Source organism: Bacillus pinisoli (genome assembly GCF_023036475.1).
GTDB lineage: Bacteria > Bacillota > Bacilli > Bacillales > SA4 > Bacillus_BS > Bacillus_BS pinisoli.
Map to the genome: position 1 here is coordinate 280,343 of NZ_JAJQKI010000002.1, position 17,641 is coordinate 297,983.

Annotated in this window: 22 protein-coding genes; all 22 read right to left on the reverse strand. The window is 36.8% G+C overall.

Annotation, left to right across the window (positions count from 1 at the left end; genetic code table 11):
- Nucleotides 1-18 precede the first annotated feature (18 nt).
- A complete protein-coding gene (fliP, locus tag LT143_RS03815) occupies nucleotides 19-684 on the reverse strand; it encodes a flagellar type III secretion system pore protein FliP (RefSeq protein ID WP_246939903.1) in 666 nt (221 codons plus the stop codon).
- On the reverse strand, nucleotides 677-1,402 hold the full coding sequence (locus LT143_RS03820) for a flagellar biosynthetic protein FliO (RefSeq protein ID WP_246939907.1): 726 nt from the start codon (nucleotides 1,400-1,402) through the stop codon (nucleotides 677-679). The genes fliP and LT143_RS03820 overlap by 8 nt, the downstream gene beginning before the upstream one ends.
- Nucleotides 1,403-1,421: 19 nt before the next feature.
- Nucleotides 1,422-1,784, reverse strand: coding sequence for a response regulator (locus tag LT143_RS03825; protein WP_246939910.1), 363 nt, complete (start codon nucleotides 1,782-1,784; stop codon nucleotides 1,422-1,424).
- Nucleotides 1,785-1,807: 23 nt separating this feature from the next.
- Entirely contained in the window at nucleotides 1,808-3,058 is a 1,251-nt protein-coding gene (gene fliY, locus LT143_RS03830; protein ID WP_246939913.1) for a flagellar motor switch phosphatase FliY, read from the reverse strand.
- Entirely contained in the window at nucleotides 3,048-4,046 is a 999-nt protein-coding gene (gene fliM / locus LT143_RS03835; RefSeq protein ID WP_246939916.1) for a flagellar motor switch protein FliM, read from the reverse strand. The genes fliY and fliM overlap by 11 nt, the downstream gene beginning before the upstream one ends.
- Before the next feature lie 42 nt (nucleotides 4,047-4,088).
- Nucleotides 4,089-4,526 (reverse strand): flagellar basal body-associated protein FliL, encoded by a 438-nt coding sequence (fliL, locus tag LT143_RS03840; RefSeq protein ID WP_246939920.1) that lies wholly within the window; start codon nucleotides 4,524-4,526, stop codon nucleotides 4,089-4,091.
- A gap of 4 nt (nucleotides 4,527-4,530) precedes the next feature.
- The gene (locus LT143_RS03845) at nucleotides 4,531-4,749 is read right to left on the reverse strand and encodes a flagellar FlbD family protein (RefSeq protein ID WP_246939923.1); all 219 of its coding nucleotides are present in this window, start codon (nucleotides 4,747-4,749) and stop codon (nucleotides 4,531-4,533) included.
- 46 nt (nucleotides 4,750-4,795) lie between these two features.
- On the reverse strand, nucleotides 4,796-5,692 hold the full coding sequence (gene flgG / locus LT143_RS03850) for a flagellar basal body rod protein FlgG (protein WP_246939926.1): 897 nt from the start codon (nucleotides 5,690-5,692) through the stop codon (nucleotides 4,796-4,798).
- 70 nt (nucleotides 5,693-5,762) lie between these two features.
- Complete coding sequence (locus LT143_RS03855) at nucleotides 5,763-6,128, reverse strand: TIGR02530 family flagellar biosynthesis protein (RefSeq protein ID WP_246939929.1); 366 nt, start codon at nucleotides 6,126-6,128, stop codon at nucleotides 5,763-5,765.
- A gap of 15 nt (nucleotides 6,129-6,143) precedes the next feature.
- Nucleotides 6,144-6,596, reverse strand: coding sequence for a flagellar hook assembly protein FlgD (flgD, locus tag LT143_RS03860; protein WP_246939932.1), 453 nt, complete (start codon nucleotides 6,594-6,596; stop codon nucleotides 6,144-6,146).
- A 10-nt stretch (nucleotides 6,597-6,606) separates the two neighbouring features.
- Nucleotides 6,607-7,866, reverse strand: coding sequence for a flagellar hook-length control protein FliK (locus tag LT143_RS03865; RefSeq protein ID WP_246940383.1), 1,260 nt, complete (start codon nucleotides 7,864-7,866; stop codon nucleotides 6,607-6,609).
- Between the two features lie 41 nt (nucleotides 7,867-7,907).
- The gene (locus LT143_RS03870) at nucleotides 7,908-8,501 is read right to left on the reverse strand and encodes a MotE family protein (RefSeq protein ID WP_246939936.1); all 594 of its coding nucleotides are present in this window, start codon (nucleotides 8,499-8,501) and stop codon (nucleotides 7,908-7,910) included.
- Between the two features lie 8 nt (nucleotides 8,502-8,509).
- Nucleotides 8,510-8,953, reverse strand: a complete 444-nt coding sequence (gene fliJ / locus LT143_RS03875) for a flagellar export protein FliJ (protein WP_246939939.1) — start codon at nucleotides 8,951-8,953, stop codon at nucleotides 8,510-8,512.
- A gap of 3 nt (nucleotides 8,954-8,956) precedes the next feature.
- Nucleotides 8,957-10,276, reverse strand: a complete 1,320-nt coding sequence (fliI, locus tag LT143_RS03880; RefSeq protein ID WP_246939942.1) for a flagellar protein export ATPase FliI — start codon at nucleotides 10,274-10,276, stop codon at nucleotides 8,957-8,959.
- A gap of 6 nt (nucleotides 10,277-10,282) precedes the next feature.
- Nucleotides 10,283-11,053, reverse strand: a complete 771-nt coding sequence (gene fliH, locus LT143_RS03885; protein WP_246939945.1) for a flagellar assembly protein FliH — start codon at nucleotides 11,051-11,053, stop codon at nucleotides 10,283-10,285.
- Nucleotides 11,046-12,065: a flagellar motor switch protein FliG gene (gene fliG, locus LT143_RS03890; protein ID WP_246939947.1), complete on the reverse strand. Its 1,020-nt coding sequence runs from the start codon at nucleotides 12,063-12,065 to the stop codon at nucleotides 11,046-11,048. Before fliG ends, fliH begins: the two co-directional genes overlap by 8 nt.
- Before the next feature lie 11 nt (nucleotides 12,066-12,076).
- A complete protein-coding gene (gene fliF / locus LT143_RS03895) occupies nucleotides 12,077-13,675 on the reverse strand; it encodes a flagellar basal-body MS-ring/collar protein FliF (RefSeq protein WP_246939949.1) in 1,599 nt (532 codons plus the stop codon).
- 103 nt (nucleotides 13,676-13,778) lie between these two features.
- Complete coding sequence (gene fliE, locus LT143_RS03900) at nucleotides 13,779-14,081, reverse strand: flagellar hook-basal body complex protein FliE (protein ID WP_246939952.1); 303 nt, start codon at nucleotides 14,079-14,081, stop codon at nucleotides 13,779-13,781.
- A 15-nt stretch (nucleotides 14,082-14,096) separates the two neighbouring features.
- Entirely contained in the window at nucleotides 14,097-14,558 is a 462-nt protein-coding gene (gene flgC / locus LT143_RS03905) for a flagellar basal body rod protein FlgC (RefSeq protein WP_246939956.1), read from the reverse strand.
- A 2-nt stretch (nucleotides 14,559-14,560) separates the two neighbouring features.
- Nucleotides 14,561-14,953 carry a flagellar basal body rod protein FlgB gene (gene flgB / locus LT143_RS03910; RefSeq protein WP_246939960.1) on the reverse strand — a complete coding sequence of 131 codons (393 nt, stop codon included), beginning with the start codon at nucleotides 14,951-14,953 and terminating at the stop codon, nucleotides 14,561-14,563.
- Nucleotides 14,954-15,410: 457 nt separating this feature from the next.
- Nucleotides 15,411-16,190 carry a GTP-sensing pleiotropic transcriptional regulator CodY gene (gene codY / locus LT143_RS03915; protein WP_246939963.1) on the reverse strand — a complete coding sequence of 260 codons (780 nt, stop codon included), beginning with the start codon at nucleotides 16,188-16,190 and terminating at the stop codon, nucleotides 15,411-15,413.
- A gap of 45 nt (nucleotides 16,191-16,235) precedes the next feature.
- A complete protein-coding gene (gene hslU, locus LT143_RS03920) occupies nucleotides 16,236-17,633 on the reverse strand; it encodes an HslU--HslV peptidase ATPase subunit (RefSeq protein WP_246939966.1) in 1,398 nt (465 codons plus the stop codon).
- Between the last annotated feature and the right edge of the window lie 8 nt (nucleotides 17,634-17,641).

Genomic DNA, 17,641 nt, shown 5'->3' on the forward strand with positions numbered 1-17,641 from the left:
AACAATCACTTCCCTAATTTAAAAACTGACAAGTAAAGACTTAACTACTAGATACCAACCATCTACCAATACAAAAAGTAAAATTTTAAACGGTAGTGAAATCATAACTGGAGGAAGCATCATCATCCCCATTGACATTAAAATACTCGCCACAATCATATCTATTACTAGGAAAGGAATAAACACCATAAATCCGATCTGGAAAGCTGTTTTCATTTCACTAATCGCAAAGGCGGGTACTAGTGCAGTTAGTGGTATATCTTCCACAGTTTGTGGCCTTTCTATTCCCGCATAGCCAAGAAAAAGAGCTAAATCCTTTTGTCGAGTATGTTTGCTCATAAACTCCTTTAATGGTAAAACCGCTCGTTCATAGGCCTCATCTAATGTAATCTCCTCATTAAATAAAGGTGTTAAAGCTGCATCATTCACCTCTGTGAAAACAGGTGTCATAATAAAGAAGGTTAAGAACAAGGCAAGGGCCAGTATGACTTGGTTAGGCGGCATTTGTTGTGTACCAAGAGAAGTACGAACAAAGGATAATACTATTAATATTCTTGTAAAGCTAGTCATGAGGACTAATATACTTGGTGCGATGGATAGCACTGTAAGTAAGAGCAAGAGCTTGACAGATGTTGAGACATTTTCAGGATCGTTTGTATTAAAGAATTCCATGAATTCAGTCATTGCTCTTATTTCCCTTCTCTTTCAGTTCCTCTAATAGCTTTTTTCTCCCACTTGCAAGCTCACTAAGCTGAGAAGATAAGATAGATTTAAAACTAGAATCAGATTCTCGCTGCTCATTTTTTCTGCTTTTTAGTTGTTGAATGACCTTAGTAAAGATATCACCAGACTGTAACAAGTGCTGAACATCATTTTGCTGTTGATTAATAATTTGTTTAATCTCATCTTCAGACTCAATTTCTTTTAATAATTGAATACTTTCACCTACACCAAGGACTAAAATTCGCTCTCCAACTTTCACCAATTGGACAGACCGGTTATTACCAAGGCTTGTCCCACCAAGGTTAATCATTGTTTTTGTAGGGTCATAGGTTTGATTTCTCTTCTTGATAAACCTTAAGGTTACATAAAGCAGCATGAACACTAAAAATAAGGCGAATATGAGATTAAAAAAATCAAAGACAGTAAATTGACTGTCAACAGCAGCTTGGTTAGTATCTGTATTTAGAAGAGGACTCTCCGCTTCTGTATTATCCTCTTTACTTTCCTGGTCTTCATTATTCTCTTTAAAAAATTCATCGACAGTCTTTTTCTCTTCATTTTCATTCTGGTCAACAGTTTGGTTCTCACCTTCTACTCCCGCAGCAAAAGCTATATTCGTGTCAAACGGAAGTAGAAGGCAAAACAGGCTCATGACCATCAAAAACTTGATTCGTAGCAATTATGCCACCTCAATTATTTTATGATAGTGTTTTTCCTATAGCTTCTAGTACACGGTCTGCTTGGAAAGGTTTAACAATGAAGTCTTTTGCTCCAGCTTGAATAGCATCAATAACCATTGCTTGCTGCCCCATCGCAGAACACATGATGACTTTAGCATTAGGGTTAATCTTTTTTATCTCTTTTAATGCAGTAATCCCATCCATTTCAGGCATAGTAATATCCATTGTTACTAGATCTGGTGTATGTTCTTTGTATAATTCAACAGCTTGTTGTCCATCTGCTGCTTCACCAACTACCTCATAACCGTTTTTAGATAAGATATCCTTAATCATCATTCTCATAAATGCTGCATCATCAACTATTAAAATTCTATGTGCCATAATCTCCGTACCCCCTAGTAATATTAACGTAGATTTTTAATTCGATCGCTTTGACTAATAATGTCTGTTACACGAACACCAAAGTTCTCATCAATAACAACTACTTCACCTTTAGCTACCAATTTATTATTTACTAAAATATCAACTGGTTCACCTGCAAGCTTGTCTAGTTCAATAATAGAACCTGAAGAAAGCTCTAATATATCTCGAACAGAACGCTTAGTTCTACCTAATTCAACGGTTACTTGTAGCGGTATATCAAGTAGCATATCTAGGTTTTTACTTTCTCCACCTACTAATGGTGCAGGCTCAAAACTTGAGAAAGCTGCAGGCTGTACAGAAGGCTGATACCCAATTGGCATTTGATTTACTCCAATATGCTGTTGCTGTTGTGGAGCAGGTGCCTGATATTGAGTTTGTTGTGTACTTTGTTGTGTACTTTGTTGTGTACTTTGTTGTGTACTTTGTTGTGTACTTTGTTGTGTATAAACTGGTTGCTCTGCCACAGGTTGAGACATTGGTTGTGATTGTTGTGGCGGAGCAGGAGTTTCTTTCTTCACTTCTACCTGTGGTGCTGCCACTGGACTTGGATTTAAAAGTTCCTCCACTAAACTTTTTGCAAAATTTAATGGAAGTAATTGCATGATGTTAGAATCGACAAGATCACCAATTTTTAAACGAAAGGCAACCTGAACAAGTACGTCTTGTTCCTGTAGCGACTCTCCACCATCTCCCTCTTTTAGATCCATTACTTCGATACTCGGTGGTGAAATGTCCACTTTTTTATTAAAGATGGTAGACATGGAAGTAGCAGCAGAACCCATCATTTGATTCATCGCTTCCTGTACTGCACTTAACTGTATCTCACCAAGTAGGTCTTGTGGATTTCTTCCGTCTCCACCAAGCATAAGATCCGCAATAATCGCTGCGTCTGATTGTTTAATTACTAATACGTTCGCTCCTAAAAAACCAATTGTGTAACTGACTTGGATGGCCACATATGGGTGTGGAAATTCATCAGCCAGATCTTTTTGTAATATCGTTGTAACTGTAGGAGTCGTTATTTCAACCTTTTGGTTTAATAGTGTAGATAGGGCTGTAGCCGAACTTCCAAAAGAAATATTACCAATTTCCCCTAGTGCATCTTGCTCCATAGGAGACAAATGCTCCTCAGTTGGGGGCTGTTCGTTGGATGGGATGTCTAGTGAATCATCCGCACTTCCTCTTAACAATGCATCGATTTCATCCTGAGACAACATATCATTATTCATCATCTATATCTCCCCCCTTAAATTGTTCTATAATTTGAACAGCCATCTTTTTATTTACTTTACCTGGTTGTCCTAAAAATTTCGGCTCATCACCTATTTTAATAACAATAGGTGAATGTATGTCTTGTTCTAATTGAATAACATCCCCTATACCAAGCTGTAGGAATTCATTAATTGAGATCTCTGAGTTTCCTAGCTGTGCACTCACTGGTAAATCAGCTAATCTAATATTCTTTTCTAATGCCTCAATTTCTTTTGGTGCTCGTTCTTTTTTACTATTTTGCATCCAATAGTGAACAGATAACTTTGGCATGATTGGCTCAAGGACCACGTGTGGAATACAAATATTTATCATACCACTTGAATCACCAATTTGAGTGTTCAAGGAAATAACGACTACTGTGTCATTAGGCGAAACCATTTGCAGGAATTGTGGGTTAACTTCAAATTCTGTTAATATGGGTTCAATTTCCGCAATCGTAGACCAGGCTTCTTTGAGATTTTCAACCGCATGCTCAAACAACTGAGACATAATCTTAGTTTCAATTTCAGTTAAATTCTCAACCTTATTCATACTTATTCCTCGGCCACCTAACACTCGGTCTAACATGGTATAAGCTATGTTTGGATTAATTTCAATAATTAATCTTCCGTCTAATGGTGGCACCTCAAACACATTAAGAATCGTCCTTTTGGGAATTGATCGGACAAATTCTTCATATGGAATCTGGTCTGCCGAGGCTACTGATATTTGAATATAAGTTCTTAACTTAGCTGAAAAGTAGGTAGTTAGTAGTCTGGCAAAGTTTTCATGGATCCTTGTTAAGCTTCGAATCTGGTCCTTAGAGAAACGTAACGCCCTTCTAAAATCATAAGATTTTACTTTTTTAGTGGTTTGTTCTTTCTTTAATTCATCGGCGTTCATTTCCCCGGTCGAGAGAGCGGAGAGTAGGGCATCTATTTCACTTTGTGATAGAACTTCTCCTGACAAAAAGTTCACCTCCTCTTAACCTTTCCATTTTGTATCAATTAATTATTGAAGGACAAAAGATGTAGTGTATACCCTGACAATTTTTCCTTCTTGCATTAATTTATTCGCTTCGTTTTTTATGATATCTTCTAGATTTAAAATACCTTCTTTACCGTTGAACTCCTCAGATGTCATTTGCGAAAGCTCTTGGATAATAATGTTACGTACTTGGAAATCACGTTTTGCCAATTCATCCTTTGCCTTAACATTATCAGTTTGTATTTTGAATTGAATCTTAATGAAGTTACCTTCAAGAAGATTAGTTGTAATTTCAGGCACGTCTACCGAGTATTCAATAATTTCATCAATTGTCGGCTCTTTTACTTCTTCCTCATGTTCCTTGCCAGTAAACTTCATGATGACAATCATTGCAACTGCTCCAATAAGAAGAATAGTTAAAATTATAATAATCATTGTAACAAGTGCTTTTTTATTCTTCATGGATCTAAGTATCCTCCCTATTAGGTGGTAGCGGTTGACCTAATATCGAAATTTGACGAAAGAAGTCTGTTACTAACAGAATAACATCATCCTCATTCTCTCGCACGACAATTTTTTTTCCATTCGTTAATGTAATTGTTGTATCTGGGAATGACTGTATTTGCTCTATGTAGATTGCATTTAAGCAAAATGAGCTCCCATTTAAACGTGTTAATTTAATCATAAAAGCGGGGGCTTATAGCGCGCTTAAGCCCCCTACCTCCTTAACTTTATCGTTTTAGATTAACAAGTTCTTGTAAGATTTCATCAGAAGTTGTGATAATACGAGTATTAGCCTGGAATCCACGTTGTGATGTAATCATGTCTGTGAACTCTTCTGAAAGGTCAACGTTTGACATCTCTAAAGTACCTGCAACGATTGTACCTGAGCCATTTTCACCTGGGACACCAATAATGGACTGACCAGAGTTAGCTGTTTCTTTAAATAAGTTACCACCAGCCTTTTCTAATCCACCACTATTAGGAAACTTTGCAACCACAAGTTGCCCAGCTTCTTGCAATGTCCCATTATTATCTACATAATTTACTGTCCCATCTGAACCAATACTGAAGCTTTTTGCATCGGTCGGTATCTGAATTAAGGATGCACCAGTTTGTCCATTAACAGTTTTCTGTCCTAGAACAAATAATCCGTCTCCAGTTACTACATACCCATCCTTATCCATGTAGAAGTTTCCAGCACGAGTATAATTATATTCCGCTGATTCAGCAGATGAAATAGACCCATCAGCATCAGCATCAATAAAAAGATTATTATTAGCGGCAATATCGGATAATTGATCATTTAATGGCCCTACAATAAAGAAGCCATCACCAGAAAGAGCCAAATCTAGTGAACGTCCTGTTGTCTGTAAACTTCCTTGAGTATGAATTGTATCAATAGAAGCCAACTGTGAACCTAACCCAACTTGTTGTGGATTTACTCCACCGCGTGTATCAGTAGAAGCACTTGCACCTGCAATTTGTTGGCTGACTAAGTCCTTAAACATTACTCTTCCCTTTTTGTAGCCATAAGTATTTACGTTTGCGATATTATTTCCAATTACATCTAACTTTGTTTGGAAGTTTTTCATACCTGAGATACCCGAGTACATTGAACGTAACATTTACTGTTTCTCCCCTCTTTAATGGTTGCTTCGATCAGTCCGCAACCCTTGGCCTCCTTAACGGTCCAGCCTATAGTAATATGGTTCCATTAATATTTGTGAAAATTTGCGAATTTGCTTCTTCACGGTCCATTGCTGTAATCACTGTTTGATTCTTTGTATTAACAATTAACGCTGCTTGGTCCATAACAACTAATGAATCGATAATACCTTTACCTTTTGCTTCAATCATTTTCTTCTGTAGTTTTGTCCAACTTTCTTCCGCAATCTCAATATTTCGTTCTGCTAATCGTTTCTGAGCATGTTTACTAATCTTAATTCCAACAACCTCTTGGAGCACATCTTTAAAGCTTGTACTTGATTCAGTTTTAATCTGTGTCTTGTTATGCTTTAATGACAGAGGGTGGTGGGATATTTGATGTATCCGATGATCCATACACCTTACTCCTCTCTAATTTGAAGAAGGGCTAGTGATTTTAGTAAGAGCACTTGGTACAATAATCGTTCCATCCTCTAGCTCTAGCTGTACTTCTAAATTCTTCTGAGAAATTGACTTTACAATTGCTTCTTTTGTTTCAGTTACGTTGTTTCCATTATCATCAACAGTTGTATGAATCCATTCGACTTGCTTACCAATCATCTCACTATATTTCAAAATATTGTCAGACTTTTGAGTAGTGATAAATTGTTCAAGCATTTTATTCATATTTGTCATTTGTTCTAATGAAGTAAAAGTTGCCATTTGAGCAATAAAATCTTTGTCTTGCATTGGATTCATTGGGTCTTGATTTTGAAGTTGTGTCATTAGGATTCTTAAAAAATCATCTTTCCCCAATACATCACTATTACTTTTTTGAGTGGGTTGGTTTTTCAAATATAAAGTCGGATCTAATTTTACTGACATGATTTCTCACCTACACTTCGATATTCATTAGTTCTTCTAAAAGAGTGGCTCCAAAAGAATTTTTATCTTGGTGATCCTCTACTTCCTCTTGACTTTGCTTTCTAGTCTGTTGCTGTTGTTGACTTCCATCACGATCAAGAGATCGGTTAAATTCTTCTTGTAATAGTTGAGAGTTAATTATTTCCAACTTATCTACTTGAATGTTCTGAGCAGCAAATGCATTTTTAAGTCCTTGTAGCTGTGATTCTAGCATTTCTTTTGCTGCTGCTGTCGTCGAAACCATCCTTGCCGTTAGAAGACCATTTTGTTGAAGTAGCTCCACTCTAAGCTGCCCAAGATGCTCTGGGTATAACTTAATTAGAAGCCTCATACCACCGTTTGCATTCTGCAGGTTACTTTTTGCTAGTAAGCTTTGAAACTCTTTAATGAATTGCTCTTGATTTACCGTCTTCGAGCCACTCTGCTCAATAAATAAAGCAAATTGCTGAGTACGATTAATATTTTGAGTTTCAACCCCCATAAAGGATACTTTACTATTCGAATCTTGTGTTGATTGACTCAAAACAGATTCATCTTTCTTCATAGTTCTTACATATAGATGACGTAAATAGTCCAATTTTTCATTTTCAGCTGTCGCAATAGGGTTCTTACCTGTCAATTTTGCATGAACGTTTGATAAAAATTGATGAAGCTCAGTTGTCAAACCCTGCTTAGCAAAACTTGGATCTTCCTTTGTCAGATTATGGAGTTGTGCGTTTAGTTTTTGGAATAGTGTTCCTAATGATTCCTTCAATTTATCTTGAAGCTGTTCATTTCCAGTCTGTTGCTGTACAAAGATAATACCAGCAAGAAGGTTTTCTAATTGGATGTCGTTACCTTCATCCGATAATAACTGCTTAAGGCTAATGCCAGACTCAAAAAGCGATGTTATTTTTTGTAGTAAGTCCGATGGAAGCATTTCCAGCCAAGAGAGTTCTTCGCTAAGTAGCATCTCCTCTGTTAACTCCATTGAGAGTTCAGGAGCATCTACTAGTTCTTGAATCGTTTCTCTCAATTCTTCTACCGATTGCTCTTGTTGTGCTTCACCAGTAAAAGCTTTAAACACTTGTTGTTTTTCGTTCTTTAACTCTTTGTTTTGACGTTCTGTTGTATTCTGTTGCACCTGATCTTTTAGTAAAGAAGCAAAAGGAGAAGTGGGTTTGTCTAATTTCTTAGTACTTGCTCTCGTGAATAGGTCTGGACCTTTAGACATCACACTCATTTTGGACATGTTCACTATTATTTCACCTCCTTTCAAAATTGGAAAACGAATCAGGTTTCATCTGCTAACAGTTTAGTAAATCTTGCTGCATCCGTTGGCTCCATCTTTTCTAAGATACTTCCTAAGGCTTCTGTAGAGAGAGCTCTTAATATAGTAAGAGCATCTTGGTCATCTAATTCAGATAGAATTGCTGCTGCATTCTTAGATGACATAGATTCATATATCTTAGATAATTCATCGATCGTTTGCTTAGTTTCTTGTTGTTCTAATTCTTTAGCCTTTAGTTGTTCTGTTAAGTCTTCAATTTGTGCCTGTAAAGAGCTCATTTCTGTTTCTCTTACCTCTGCTTCTTTTTCTAGCTGCTCAATCATGGTTAGATTCTCTTGATTGGTAGCTTCTAGATTTGACACATCTTGCTTGAGCTTCGCTTCCAAATCAATTGTCCCTTCCTCAGCAGGTAAAAGTTTAGACACGCCAGGAATATGTTGGCCATACTTCTGAATAGCTCCAGCAACATCAACACCTGCAAATGTAAGGACTACGATAGAGACAATAACCGCAAAGAGGAGTGGGATTACACCTACAAAGAGAAACCATTGAAATTTATTTATGAGTTTGGATTCATTTTCTTGAAGCTGTTCCAATATATCACCTAACTTCCTCTATTCATAAATTGTTGGATTGATATATCATCCATCAATCTATTTTCCTCCGCATTCATCAACTCTAAAAACTGAGAAAACTGCTTTTCTTTTATCTTTTCATACTTTTTGACCTCGATGTTTTTCTCCAAAAGAAACTGTTCTTGCTCGGTCATTTTTTGTCTTGCATTCAAAACTAGACCCTGTAAGTGGTTAATTGTTTTCTCTAAGTTTTGTATAAACTGTTGATGATGTCTTAGCTCTTGAATATTCAATCCACCGTTCACTTTCTCAAGTTGTGATTCTTCTAAATCTTCTTTTTGTTTTAACGAATGGTAAAGCTTCTCTGCTACTTCTTCAAAACTCTTTACTGATTGTTGATATGATTCTAGGGCACGTTCTTTTTCGGTTTCTTTGATAGACAGGGTTTTTTGAAATTTGTACGTAAAGTTCATTTTTTATCCTCCTGTCCCTATTAACGCTTTTAGCATTTCAATACTTTCGTCTCTGGAGATTGATTCATGAGTACCTTGTTTAAGAAACGAGATAATCTTCGGATAGTAACGAATAGCTTCATCAATTTCCCGAGATGAACCCCGCTTATACGCTCCAATATTAATCAAGTCTTCTGAGTTAATATAAGTTGATAATAGTTCCCTCAATTTTTCAGCTGATATTTTGTGCTCTGTAGCGACAATATGGTTCATTACACGACTAATACTTTTTAACACATTAATTGCAGGGAACTGACCTTTATTAGCCAGTTGTCGATCCAGAACGAAATGTCCATCCAAAATCCCTCGAACAGTATCAGCTATCGGTTCATTCATATCATCACCGTCTACCAACACTGTATAGAATGCTGTGATGGTCCCATGTTGATTGGTTCCTGTTCTTTCAAGAAGTTTTGGTAAAGTTGCAAATACTGATGGCGTATAACCTTTGGTGGTTGGCGGTTCACCAACAGCCAATCCAATTTCACGTTGAGCCATTGCAACACGAGTGACAGAATCCATCATTAACATGACATTTAAGCCTTTATCTCTAAAATATTCTGCTATCGCGGTCGCAGTATATGCGCCTTTAATTCTCATTAAAGCAGGTTGGTCAGAAGTAGCTACCACTACGATCGATCGTTTTAATCCTTCAGGGCCTAGATCTCTTTCGATAAACTCTTTCACTTCACGACCACGCTCGCCGATTAGAGCAATTACATTTAAGTCAGCAGTAGTGTTTCTTGCAATCATGCCGAGTAATGTACTTTTACCAACACCACTTCCTGCAAAGATCCCCACGCGTTGGCCTTTTCCGACTGTTAATAGAGAATCGATGACACGTACACCAACATCTATACTCTCCTCTATCGTAGGCCTGTCCATAGGATTGGGTGGTGATTGATCTGTTCCAACACTGGATAAACCTTTAGGAAGAAGGCTTCCATCTAGAGGTAAACCTAAGGAGTCGACAACTTTACCTATTAATCCACTTCCAACCTTAACTTGGAGTGGTTTTGAAGTAGCCTCAACTATACTTCCAGGTGAGATATCATTGATGTTTGTAAAAGGCATTAAAATAACGAATTCGTCTCGAAATCCTACTACTTCAGCAGTGACCTTTCTTTGTTTCTTACTTGAGCCAACATATATATGACAAACATCTCCAATAGAAGCTTCTGGTCCTTGAGATTCAATCATCAACCCTACAACTCTGGCAACTTTACCAAATCGTTTATAGGAATCTATATTGTGTATTTCATTCAAAAGTTCTATTGCCTTCACGTGAGTTTATTCCTCCTCTATTAACTCAAGAAGCTTCACTTTTAGTTCATTCAATTGACTATCAATACTTGCGTCAATTCGCCCAAATGACGATTCTATCAAACAACCATAGTTAGATAACTCTTCATTTGAATAGATGTAGAGACTTTTATCACCGTTAAACAATGCTTTTAACTCGTCAATCTGTGCGTACACTAGTTCATATACGGAAGGGTGCACAATGATATTTACATCTGCATAGTCCTTCACTTCTTTTATTGCTTGCTTTACAACTTGTATAAAGTCTTCTCTCGTTTCATCGAGATGAACTTTCAAAATTTTGTCTGCTACTTTAAGTCCAAGCTTTAAAATGGTTTCTTCGGCTTGTTCTAACTGTTCTGTATAACTGACTTTTGCCTGTTCAACAATCTGATTGGCTTCAGTAATTAAAGTAGAATACTCTTGCTTAGCAGCTTGTTCGCCTTGTTGCAATCCAACTTGAAAGCCTTCTTGTTGCGCTGCTTCCATTAGAAATTTCTTTTCAAGCTCCCACTCTGCCTTTAATTCAGAAATTTGATCTTGCACCTGTTGAAGCATTGCTTTTGCCTCATCAGTAACACGTTCTTTTTGTTCCTTGGCGTCAGCAAGTATTCGCTCTGCTTCTTGGTTGGCCCTTAGAAGAGTGAGTTCTGGTGATACTTCTTCTCCGATAGATGGAATAAAAACGGGTTGAAGCTTAATCACTTTTTTTTCATCTTCATGAGGATTTACGTATTGGGATTTGATTAATCTAGACAATGATATCATCTCCTCCACCGCGGGCAATAACGATTTCACCAGCTTCCTCTAAACGTCTTATAATAGCAACAATTCTAGATTGAGCCTCTTCTACATCACGCAGACGAACTGGTCCCATAAATTCCATTTCCTCTTTAAATGTATCCACCATACGTTTAGACATATTGCTAAACACAATATCTTTAACTTCTTCACTTGCCACTTTAAGTGATAGCATAAGATCTGCATTCTCGACATCACGAATAACACGTTGAATGGCTCTGTTATCGAGCGTAACGATATCTTCAAATACAAACATACGCTTTTTAATTTCTTCTGCTAATTCAGGATCTTGAATTTCAAGTGCATCTAAAATAGTTCGTTCTGTACTACGATCCACTCCATTCAACACTTCAACAACTGCCTCAACTCCACCAGTTTGAGTATAATCCTGTGTTACGGTTGCAGAAAGCTTACGCTCAAGGATTTGTTCAACTTCGTTAATTACTTCTGGAGAAGTACTATCCATCAATGCAATTCTTCGAGCAATATCTGCTTGCATCTCCTGTGGCAGTTCTGACAATATCTGTCCTGCTTGTGATGGGTCCAGATAGGATAACACTAAAGATATTGTTTGTGGATGTTCATTTTGAATAAAGTTTAATATCTGAGCTGGATCTGCCTTACGAGCAAAATCAAAAGGTTTAACTTGTAAGGAAGAAGTTAAGCGATTGATAATATTTGCTGCACTTTCAGGACCAAGTGCCTTCTCTAGCACTTGCTTTGCGTAAGAAATACCTCCTTGGGAGATATAGTCCTGTGCTAATGCAATTTGGTGGAATTCTTCTAGAACTTCCTCTTTTGCACCGCTGTCTACTTTTCTAACTCCGGAAATCTCAAGAGTGAGTTTTTCTATCTCTTCTTCAGACAAGTGTCTGTAGACAGATGCAGATACATCTGGACCTAATGAGATAAGAAGGATAGCAGCTTTTTGTCGGCCAGAAAGCTCACCTTTATTGTCTTTTTTCGCCATACACTATCCTCCTACTCTTCAGCAATCCAAGATCTCAATAGTTTTGCAAAATCTCCAGGATTGTCTTTTGCTAGTTTTTCTAATTGTGTTTTAATTACGTCAGACGCAGTTTCCTTATCGTCATTAATATCTTGAACAGAAGCTGCTTGGAAAGGTTCTTCATATTCAATCTCTTGCTTATCTTTCTTCTTTTTCTTTCTAAATAATAGGAATAATAATAGCATGATAATAGCTAGTAAACCCCCACCTGCAGCATAAGCCCATAAAGGAATGGTTTCGGCAGCTGGTGTTTCAAAATCTACTTTACCGTTGAATGTTTGTACAGATACTGCAACTTTATTTTGCAACTCTTCGTCCGTTAACTCAGGAGCACCTGCCTCCTTCGCAATTGAAGTACGAATAATTGTATTTAAAATCTGTTCAATTTCATCAATAGATTGCTGTGGTAATGATGTAGGATCGTCCGCAGTAGGCGGTTCAACCATAACTTGAATTCCTAAATCACGGACTTTATAAGGACTTTCAACAATTTCTTTCCTGATTCTATTTACATCATTGTTGATACGCTCTTCAATTTTTTCATATTCACCCGAGCCAGTAGCTCCACCAGTAGCATAGTTTGTAATATCTGTTTCACCTGTTCCATCTACACCCTCTGCTAACGCTCCGTCACCTGTGTAAGTTTCTGTAATTCTTTCAATACTAACAGCAATACCTTCCATATTTTCAGTATTTACTGGAGTAACTAAATTTTCTTCTCTGTTTTCTTGTGTAAAATCAATATCAGCAGTTACGGAGACAACTACCTTATCTTGCCCCATCATCAACCCAAGCATTTGCTGAACTTGACGTTGTACATCTCTTTCAACTTCTTGCTTGATTTGATATTGTGTTTGGAATGCAGTAGCTGAATCTCCAATTTCGTTAGAACCACCATTTTTTAGATCAAAATACTCAAAAAGTTGATTTGTAATGACGATATTATCAGTAGGTAGGTTCGGTACACTTTTTGAAACTAGATTATATAAAGCTTCAATTTGTTGCTCTTCAAAGCGATATCCGGGCTTCGTATTTAAAACGATTGAGGCAGAAGCTTCTTGTCCAGTTTCAGACATCCAAACAGATTCTTCTGGAAGATTAATCATAACCTTCGCATCATTTACTCCTTCTATACCTTTCATTAATTCAGCCAGCTCTGTTTGCATTGCATCTAGCTTTAACACATTAAACTCATTGTCAGTCATACCGAATCCTGCATTTTGGCTAAAGAATGAATAATCAATACTCCCACTATTCGGGAATCCCTCTGCTGCCAACTCAACCTTTAACGTATCCACTACTTCTTGTGGAACCATAATTGTTGTACCGTTATCAGCAATTTGTGACTGAATACCTCTTCCATCTAATTGCGTTTTAATTTCGCCTACTTCAGCAGGACTTAAGTTACTATATAAGGGCGAATAATCCACTTTCGAAGAGACCATGGAAACTATGACGATTAATGTGATAAACAGTAATAGTGAACCGATCATCATACCCTTTTGGCTTGATGAACGATTCTGCCAAAACGTCTTCAGTTGGTTCATTTGTAGTTGCATTTTTTCGTTCATTATATTCCCCCGGTTATTATGACGTATTGTTTACTCATTGGTAATAACCGCTCCCAGTTATTTTCTCTTTATCTAATATCTCTTTTCTCTATCTCTTTAATTATTAAACTTGCATTCTCATAACTTCTTGATAAGCCTCAACTACTTTATTTCGTATTTCTAGAGTTGCTTGAAGAGTGATACTTGCCTTTTGCGATGTAATCATAACCTCATGTAAATCTATATTTTCACCGTTAGCAAGCTTCTGTGTAGCAAGATCGGATTGATTTTGTGATTTATTTACTTGATCTATTGAATTCTTTAGAAAATCAGCAAACTTCTGCTGTGACACTGCAGGTGATGCTTTTAATGGTACAGATGAACTAGTAGGAATGATCCCAGCTTGACTTGTAATCTTGTTTATCATTTATATTCCACCAACCTATTTCCCGATTTCTAATGCTTTCATTAACATTCCTTTGTTTGCATTGAACACAGTCACATTAGCTTCGTATGACCTGGTAGCACTCATTAGATCCACCATTTCCTTTAAAGGGTCAACATTAGGCATTTGTACATACCCTTCTTCATTTGCATCAGGATGCTCCGGATTGTATACAAGTTTGAATGGTGCCTTATCTTCTACAATTCTAGTGACTTTCACTCCGTTCCCAACAGAACTAGCGCTTGTACTATTCATTGCATGACTTAGCACGTTTCTGAATTTAGAAGATTCGTTTGCTTGAGTAACGACCATTTTACGGGTATAGGGCTGCCATTCACCATTCACAAACTTTCCTCTAGTTGTATCCACGTTTGCCATATTGGAAGAAATGACGTCCATACGCAAGCGTTGGGTTGTTAAGGCCGAAGCACTAATATTAAGACCTTGAAACATCGTCATAATTACTTCCCTCCAGTAATGACAGTTTTTAACGAGTTAAATTTACCACTTATCCGTTCTATTAATGCATTGTAGTAGATTTGATTTTCAGCCATTTCAGACATTTCCTTATCTACATCAACACTATTCCCATTGTGGTTATATTGTGAATTTGGCCTACTTACAACAACACCGGAAGACTGGCTAGCATTCGAAAACTGAAAATGTCTTGCATCCGTACGGTGTGCTTGCATAGCAGAATTTAACTCAGATTGAAAAGAAGGTTTCAACACTTCTTTCGCTTTATAATTAGGCGTGTCGACATTTGCGATATTTTGTGCAATCGTTTTTTGTTTAAGTGTGGAGTATTTTAGCGAATTTTCAAGTTGATTAATTGTGCCAGAAAATAGCTTCATATGTGTTCACCTCACCTTTTTTATGTTAATTAGTTATATTAATAGTTCAATTTCAATGTTATTTATCCTCTAACATTGTAGAGAATTCTAGTAATTATGTCTATGACGAGTCACATAATAATAAAAAATCGTTAATTAGTACTAGTTATTCTCACAAAACTTTACGTGCAAAGTTTTATGTATCACACTGACCTATTCTCATTATATACAATGTCGAAATTTGTAACATCATTAATTTTAACTAAATCGGTATATTTTTACCATTTTCGACATGAATTTAATTATTTTCGAAAAAAATTATGATATTAATTCACAAATAACGTGATTTGCCTACTCTTTCATAAAAAATGTATCCTCATTTTCCTATAATCACAAATTTCGGACCTCTCGAACAAACATTGTTAAAAACTCATAAAAAAAACATCTTATCTAACCAGATAAGATGTTTTACGTTTAATTAACTTGTTTTTAATTTGGAAAGCTCATGAAGAAACTTATCATTTAACACTTTGATATATGTACCCTTCATCCCTAGTGAACGTGATTCAATTACTCCCGCACTTTCTAGCTTTCTAAGTGCATTTACAATAACTGATCTTGTAATACCAACACGATCTGCAATCTTACTTGCAACAAGTAAGCCTTCGTTTCCGTTTAATTCTTCAAAAATGTGTTCAATTGCTTCTAACTCACTATAAGATAACGAACTAATTGCCATTTGTACAACAGCCTTACTTCTTGCTTCCTCTTCAATTTCTTCTGACTTTTCACGAAGAATTTCCATACCTACTACTGTTGCACCGTATTCTCCAAGAATTAAATCATCATTTAGGAACGGGCCAGTAAGACGGGCCAAAATTAATGTACCTAAACGTTCACCACCACCGATGATTGGAACAATTGTCGTTAAGCCTTTACTAAACAGGTCTTTGTTTTCAACTGGGAACGCTGTATAAGGGCTGTTAATATCAAGGTTAGAAGATGTTTCACTTATATTAAATAATCCATTTGTATATTCTTCTGGGAACTGACGATCTTCAAGCATTTTAATCATACGTTCATTTTCAATTTTTTGGTTAATAGCGAATCCTAATAGTTTTCCTCTTCGACTAACAACAAAGACATTTGATTCTATTACATCACGTAATGTCTCAGCCATTTCCTTAAAGTTAACAGGCTTACCAGCAGCCCTTTGAAGCATTGCATTAATCTTCCTTGTTTTGTCTAATAGTTCCATTTAACTTGCTCCTCCTAATAGTAACTCCATGTTCCATCTCTTATTCTATAAAATAAACTGACTTAAGTCACGATTCTTTGCGATTGTCCCCAGCTTTTCTTCCACATATTGAGGAGTGATGACAATTTTATCCATAGTGATATCTGGCGCTTCGAAAGACAAGTCTTCAAGCAATCTTTCCATAATTGTGTGCAATCTTCTTGCTCCAATATTGTCAGTATCCTGATTCACTCCATACGCAACTTCTGCCATCTTACGAATAGCATCGTCAGAAAATTCAATTTGTATACCTTCTGTTTCTAATAAAGCTATATATTGTTTGATAATGGCGTTATCCGGCTCAACTAGAATTCTTACAAAATCTTCTACCGTCAATTTCGTTAGTTCCACGCGAATTGGGAATCGCCCTTGTAATTCTGGTATTAAATCAGATGGCTTTGCAATATGGAAAGCACCCGCAGCTATAAAAAGGACATGATCAGTTTTAACAGGTCCATACTTCGTTACAACAGTAGACCCTTCAACGATAGGTAAAATATCACGCTGAACACCTTCTCTAGAGACGTCAGCTGAACCTCCCTGACTTTTGCCAGCAATCTTGTCAATTTCATCAATAAATATAATACCAGTTTGCTCTGCTCTGTTTACTGCTAGTTGGGTAACTTCATCCATATCAATTAACTTTTGTGCCTCATCATTTACAAGAACCTTTCTAGCCTCTCTAACTGTTAACTTGCGCTTTTTCTTTTTCTTTGGCATAAAGTTACCTAGAACGTCCTGCATATTCATTCCCATTTGCTCCATGCCAGAGCCTTGAAGCATATCAAACATAGATTGCTGTTGTTCTTCAATTTCAATGGTCACCATGGTATCTTCTAGTTCTCCAAGCGCAAGCTGATGAGCCATTTGTTTTCTTTTTTGTGAGAGGGTTTGTTCATCTTGTCTATCATCATCGTCATTATTACTTTGGGTCTGATTCCCACCTAGAAGCATCTCAAACGGATTTTTAAAAGAAGTTTGTTTTTGTTTTGCAGGCACTAATAATTCAACAAGTCGCTTATTTGCATTTGAAAGTGCCTTTTCTTTTACATCCTGCATTTTTTCTTCTTTTACTAAACGCACAGAGGTTTCAACTAAGTCGCGAACCATGGATTCTACATCTCTACCTACATAGCCTACTTCCGTAAACTTTGTTGCTTCTACCTTAATAAATGGAGCACCAACAAGTTTTGCCATTCTTCTTGCAATCTCTGTCTTACCTACGCCAGTAGGACCAATCATTAAAATGTTTTTCGGTACTACTTCATCCCGTAGGTTTTCGTGTAGCAGACCTCTTCGATAACGGTTCCTTAACGCAACTGCCACTGCTTTCTTCGCCTTCGTTTGTCCAACTATATATTGATCGAGACGCTCAACAATTTGACGTGGTGTTAAATTCATCATCAGGTCCC

Excerpts from the sequence above, each read along its gene's own strand:
- fliY (WP_246939913.1), bottom strand. The coding sequence starts at position 3,058 with ATGATGAATAATGATATGTTGTCTCAGGATGAAATCGATGCATTGTTA.
- flgG (WP_246939926.1), bottom strand. The coding sequence starts at position 5,692 with ATGTTACGTTCAATGTACTCGGGTATCTCAGGTATGAAAAACTTCCAA.
- fliG (WP_246939947.1), bottom strand. The coding sequence starts at position 12,065 with ATGGCGAAAAAAGACAATAAAGGTGAGCTTTCTGGCCGACAAAAAGCT.
- fliL (WP_246939920.1), bottom strand. The coding sequence starts at position 4,526 with ATGAAGAATAAAAAAGCACTTGTTACAATGATTATTATAATTTTAACT.
- LT143_RS03865 (WP_246940383.1), bottom strand. The coding sequence starts at position 7,866 with ATGTCCAAAATGAGTGTGATGTCTAAAGGTCCAGACCTATTCACGAGA.
- fliE (WP_246939952.1), bottom strand. The coding sequence starts at position 14,081 with ATGATAAACAAGATTACAAGTCAAGCTGGGATCATTCCTACTAGTTCA.
- flgD (WP_246939932.1), bottom strand. The coding sequence starts at position 6,596 with ATGTCAGTAAAATTAGATCCGACTTTATATTTGAAAAACCAACCCACT.
- flgC (WP_246939956.1), bottom strand. The coding sequence starts at position 14,558 with ATGACGATGTTTCAAGGTCTTAATATTAGTGCTTCGGCCTTAACAACC.
- LT143_RS03825 (WP_246939910.1), bottom strand. The coding sequence starts at position 1,784 with ATGGCACATAGAATTTTAATAGTTGATGATGCAGCATTTATGAGAATG.
- fliF (WP_246939949.1), bottom strand. The coding sequence starts at position 13,675 with ATGAACGAAAAAATGCAACTACAAATGAACCAACTGAAGACGTTTTGG.
- hslU (WP_246939966.1), bottom strand. The coding sequence starts at position 17,633 with ATGATGAATTTAACACCACGTCAAATTGTTGAGCGTCTCGATCAATAT.
- fliJ (WP_246939939.1), bottom strand. The coding sequence starts at position 8,953 with ATGAACTTTACGTACAAATTTCAAAAAACCCTGTCTATCAAAGAAACC.
- codY (WP_246939963.1), bottom strand. The coding sequence starts at position 16,190 with ATGGAACTATTAGACAAAACAAGGAAGATTAATGCAATGCTTCAAAGG.
- LT143_RS03845 (WP_246939923.1), bottom strand. The coding sequence starts at position 4,749 with ATGATTAAATTAACACGTTTAAATGGGAGCTCATTTTGCTTAAATGCA.
- fliP (WP_246939903.1), bottom strand. The coding sequence starts at position 684 with ATGACTGAATTCATGGAATTCTTTAATACAAACGATCCTGAAAATGTC.
- flgB (WP_246939960.1), bottom strand. The coding sequence starts at position 14,953 with ATGAAGCTATTTTCTGGCACAATTAATCAACTTGAAAATTCGCTAAAA.
- LT143_RS03855 (WP_246939929.1), bottom strand. The coding sequence starts at position 6,128 with ATGGATCATCGGATACATCAAATATCCCACCACCCTCTGTCATTAAAG.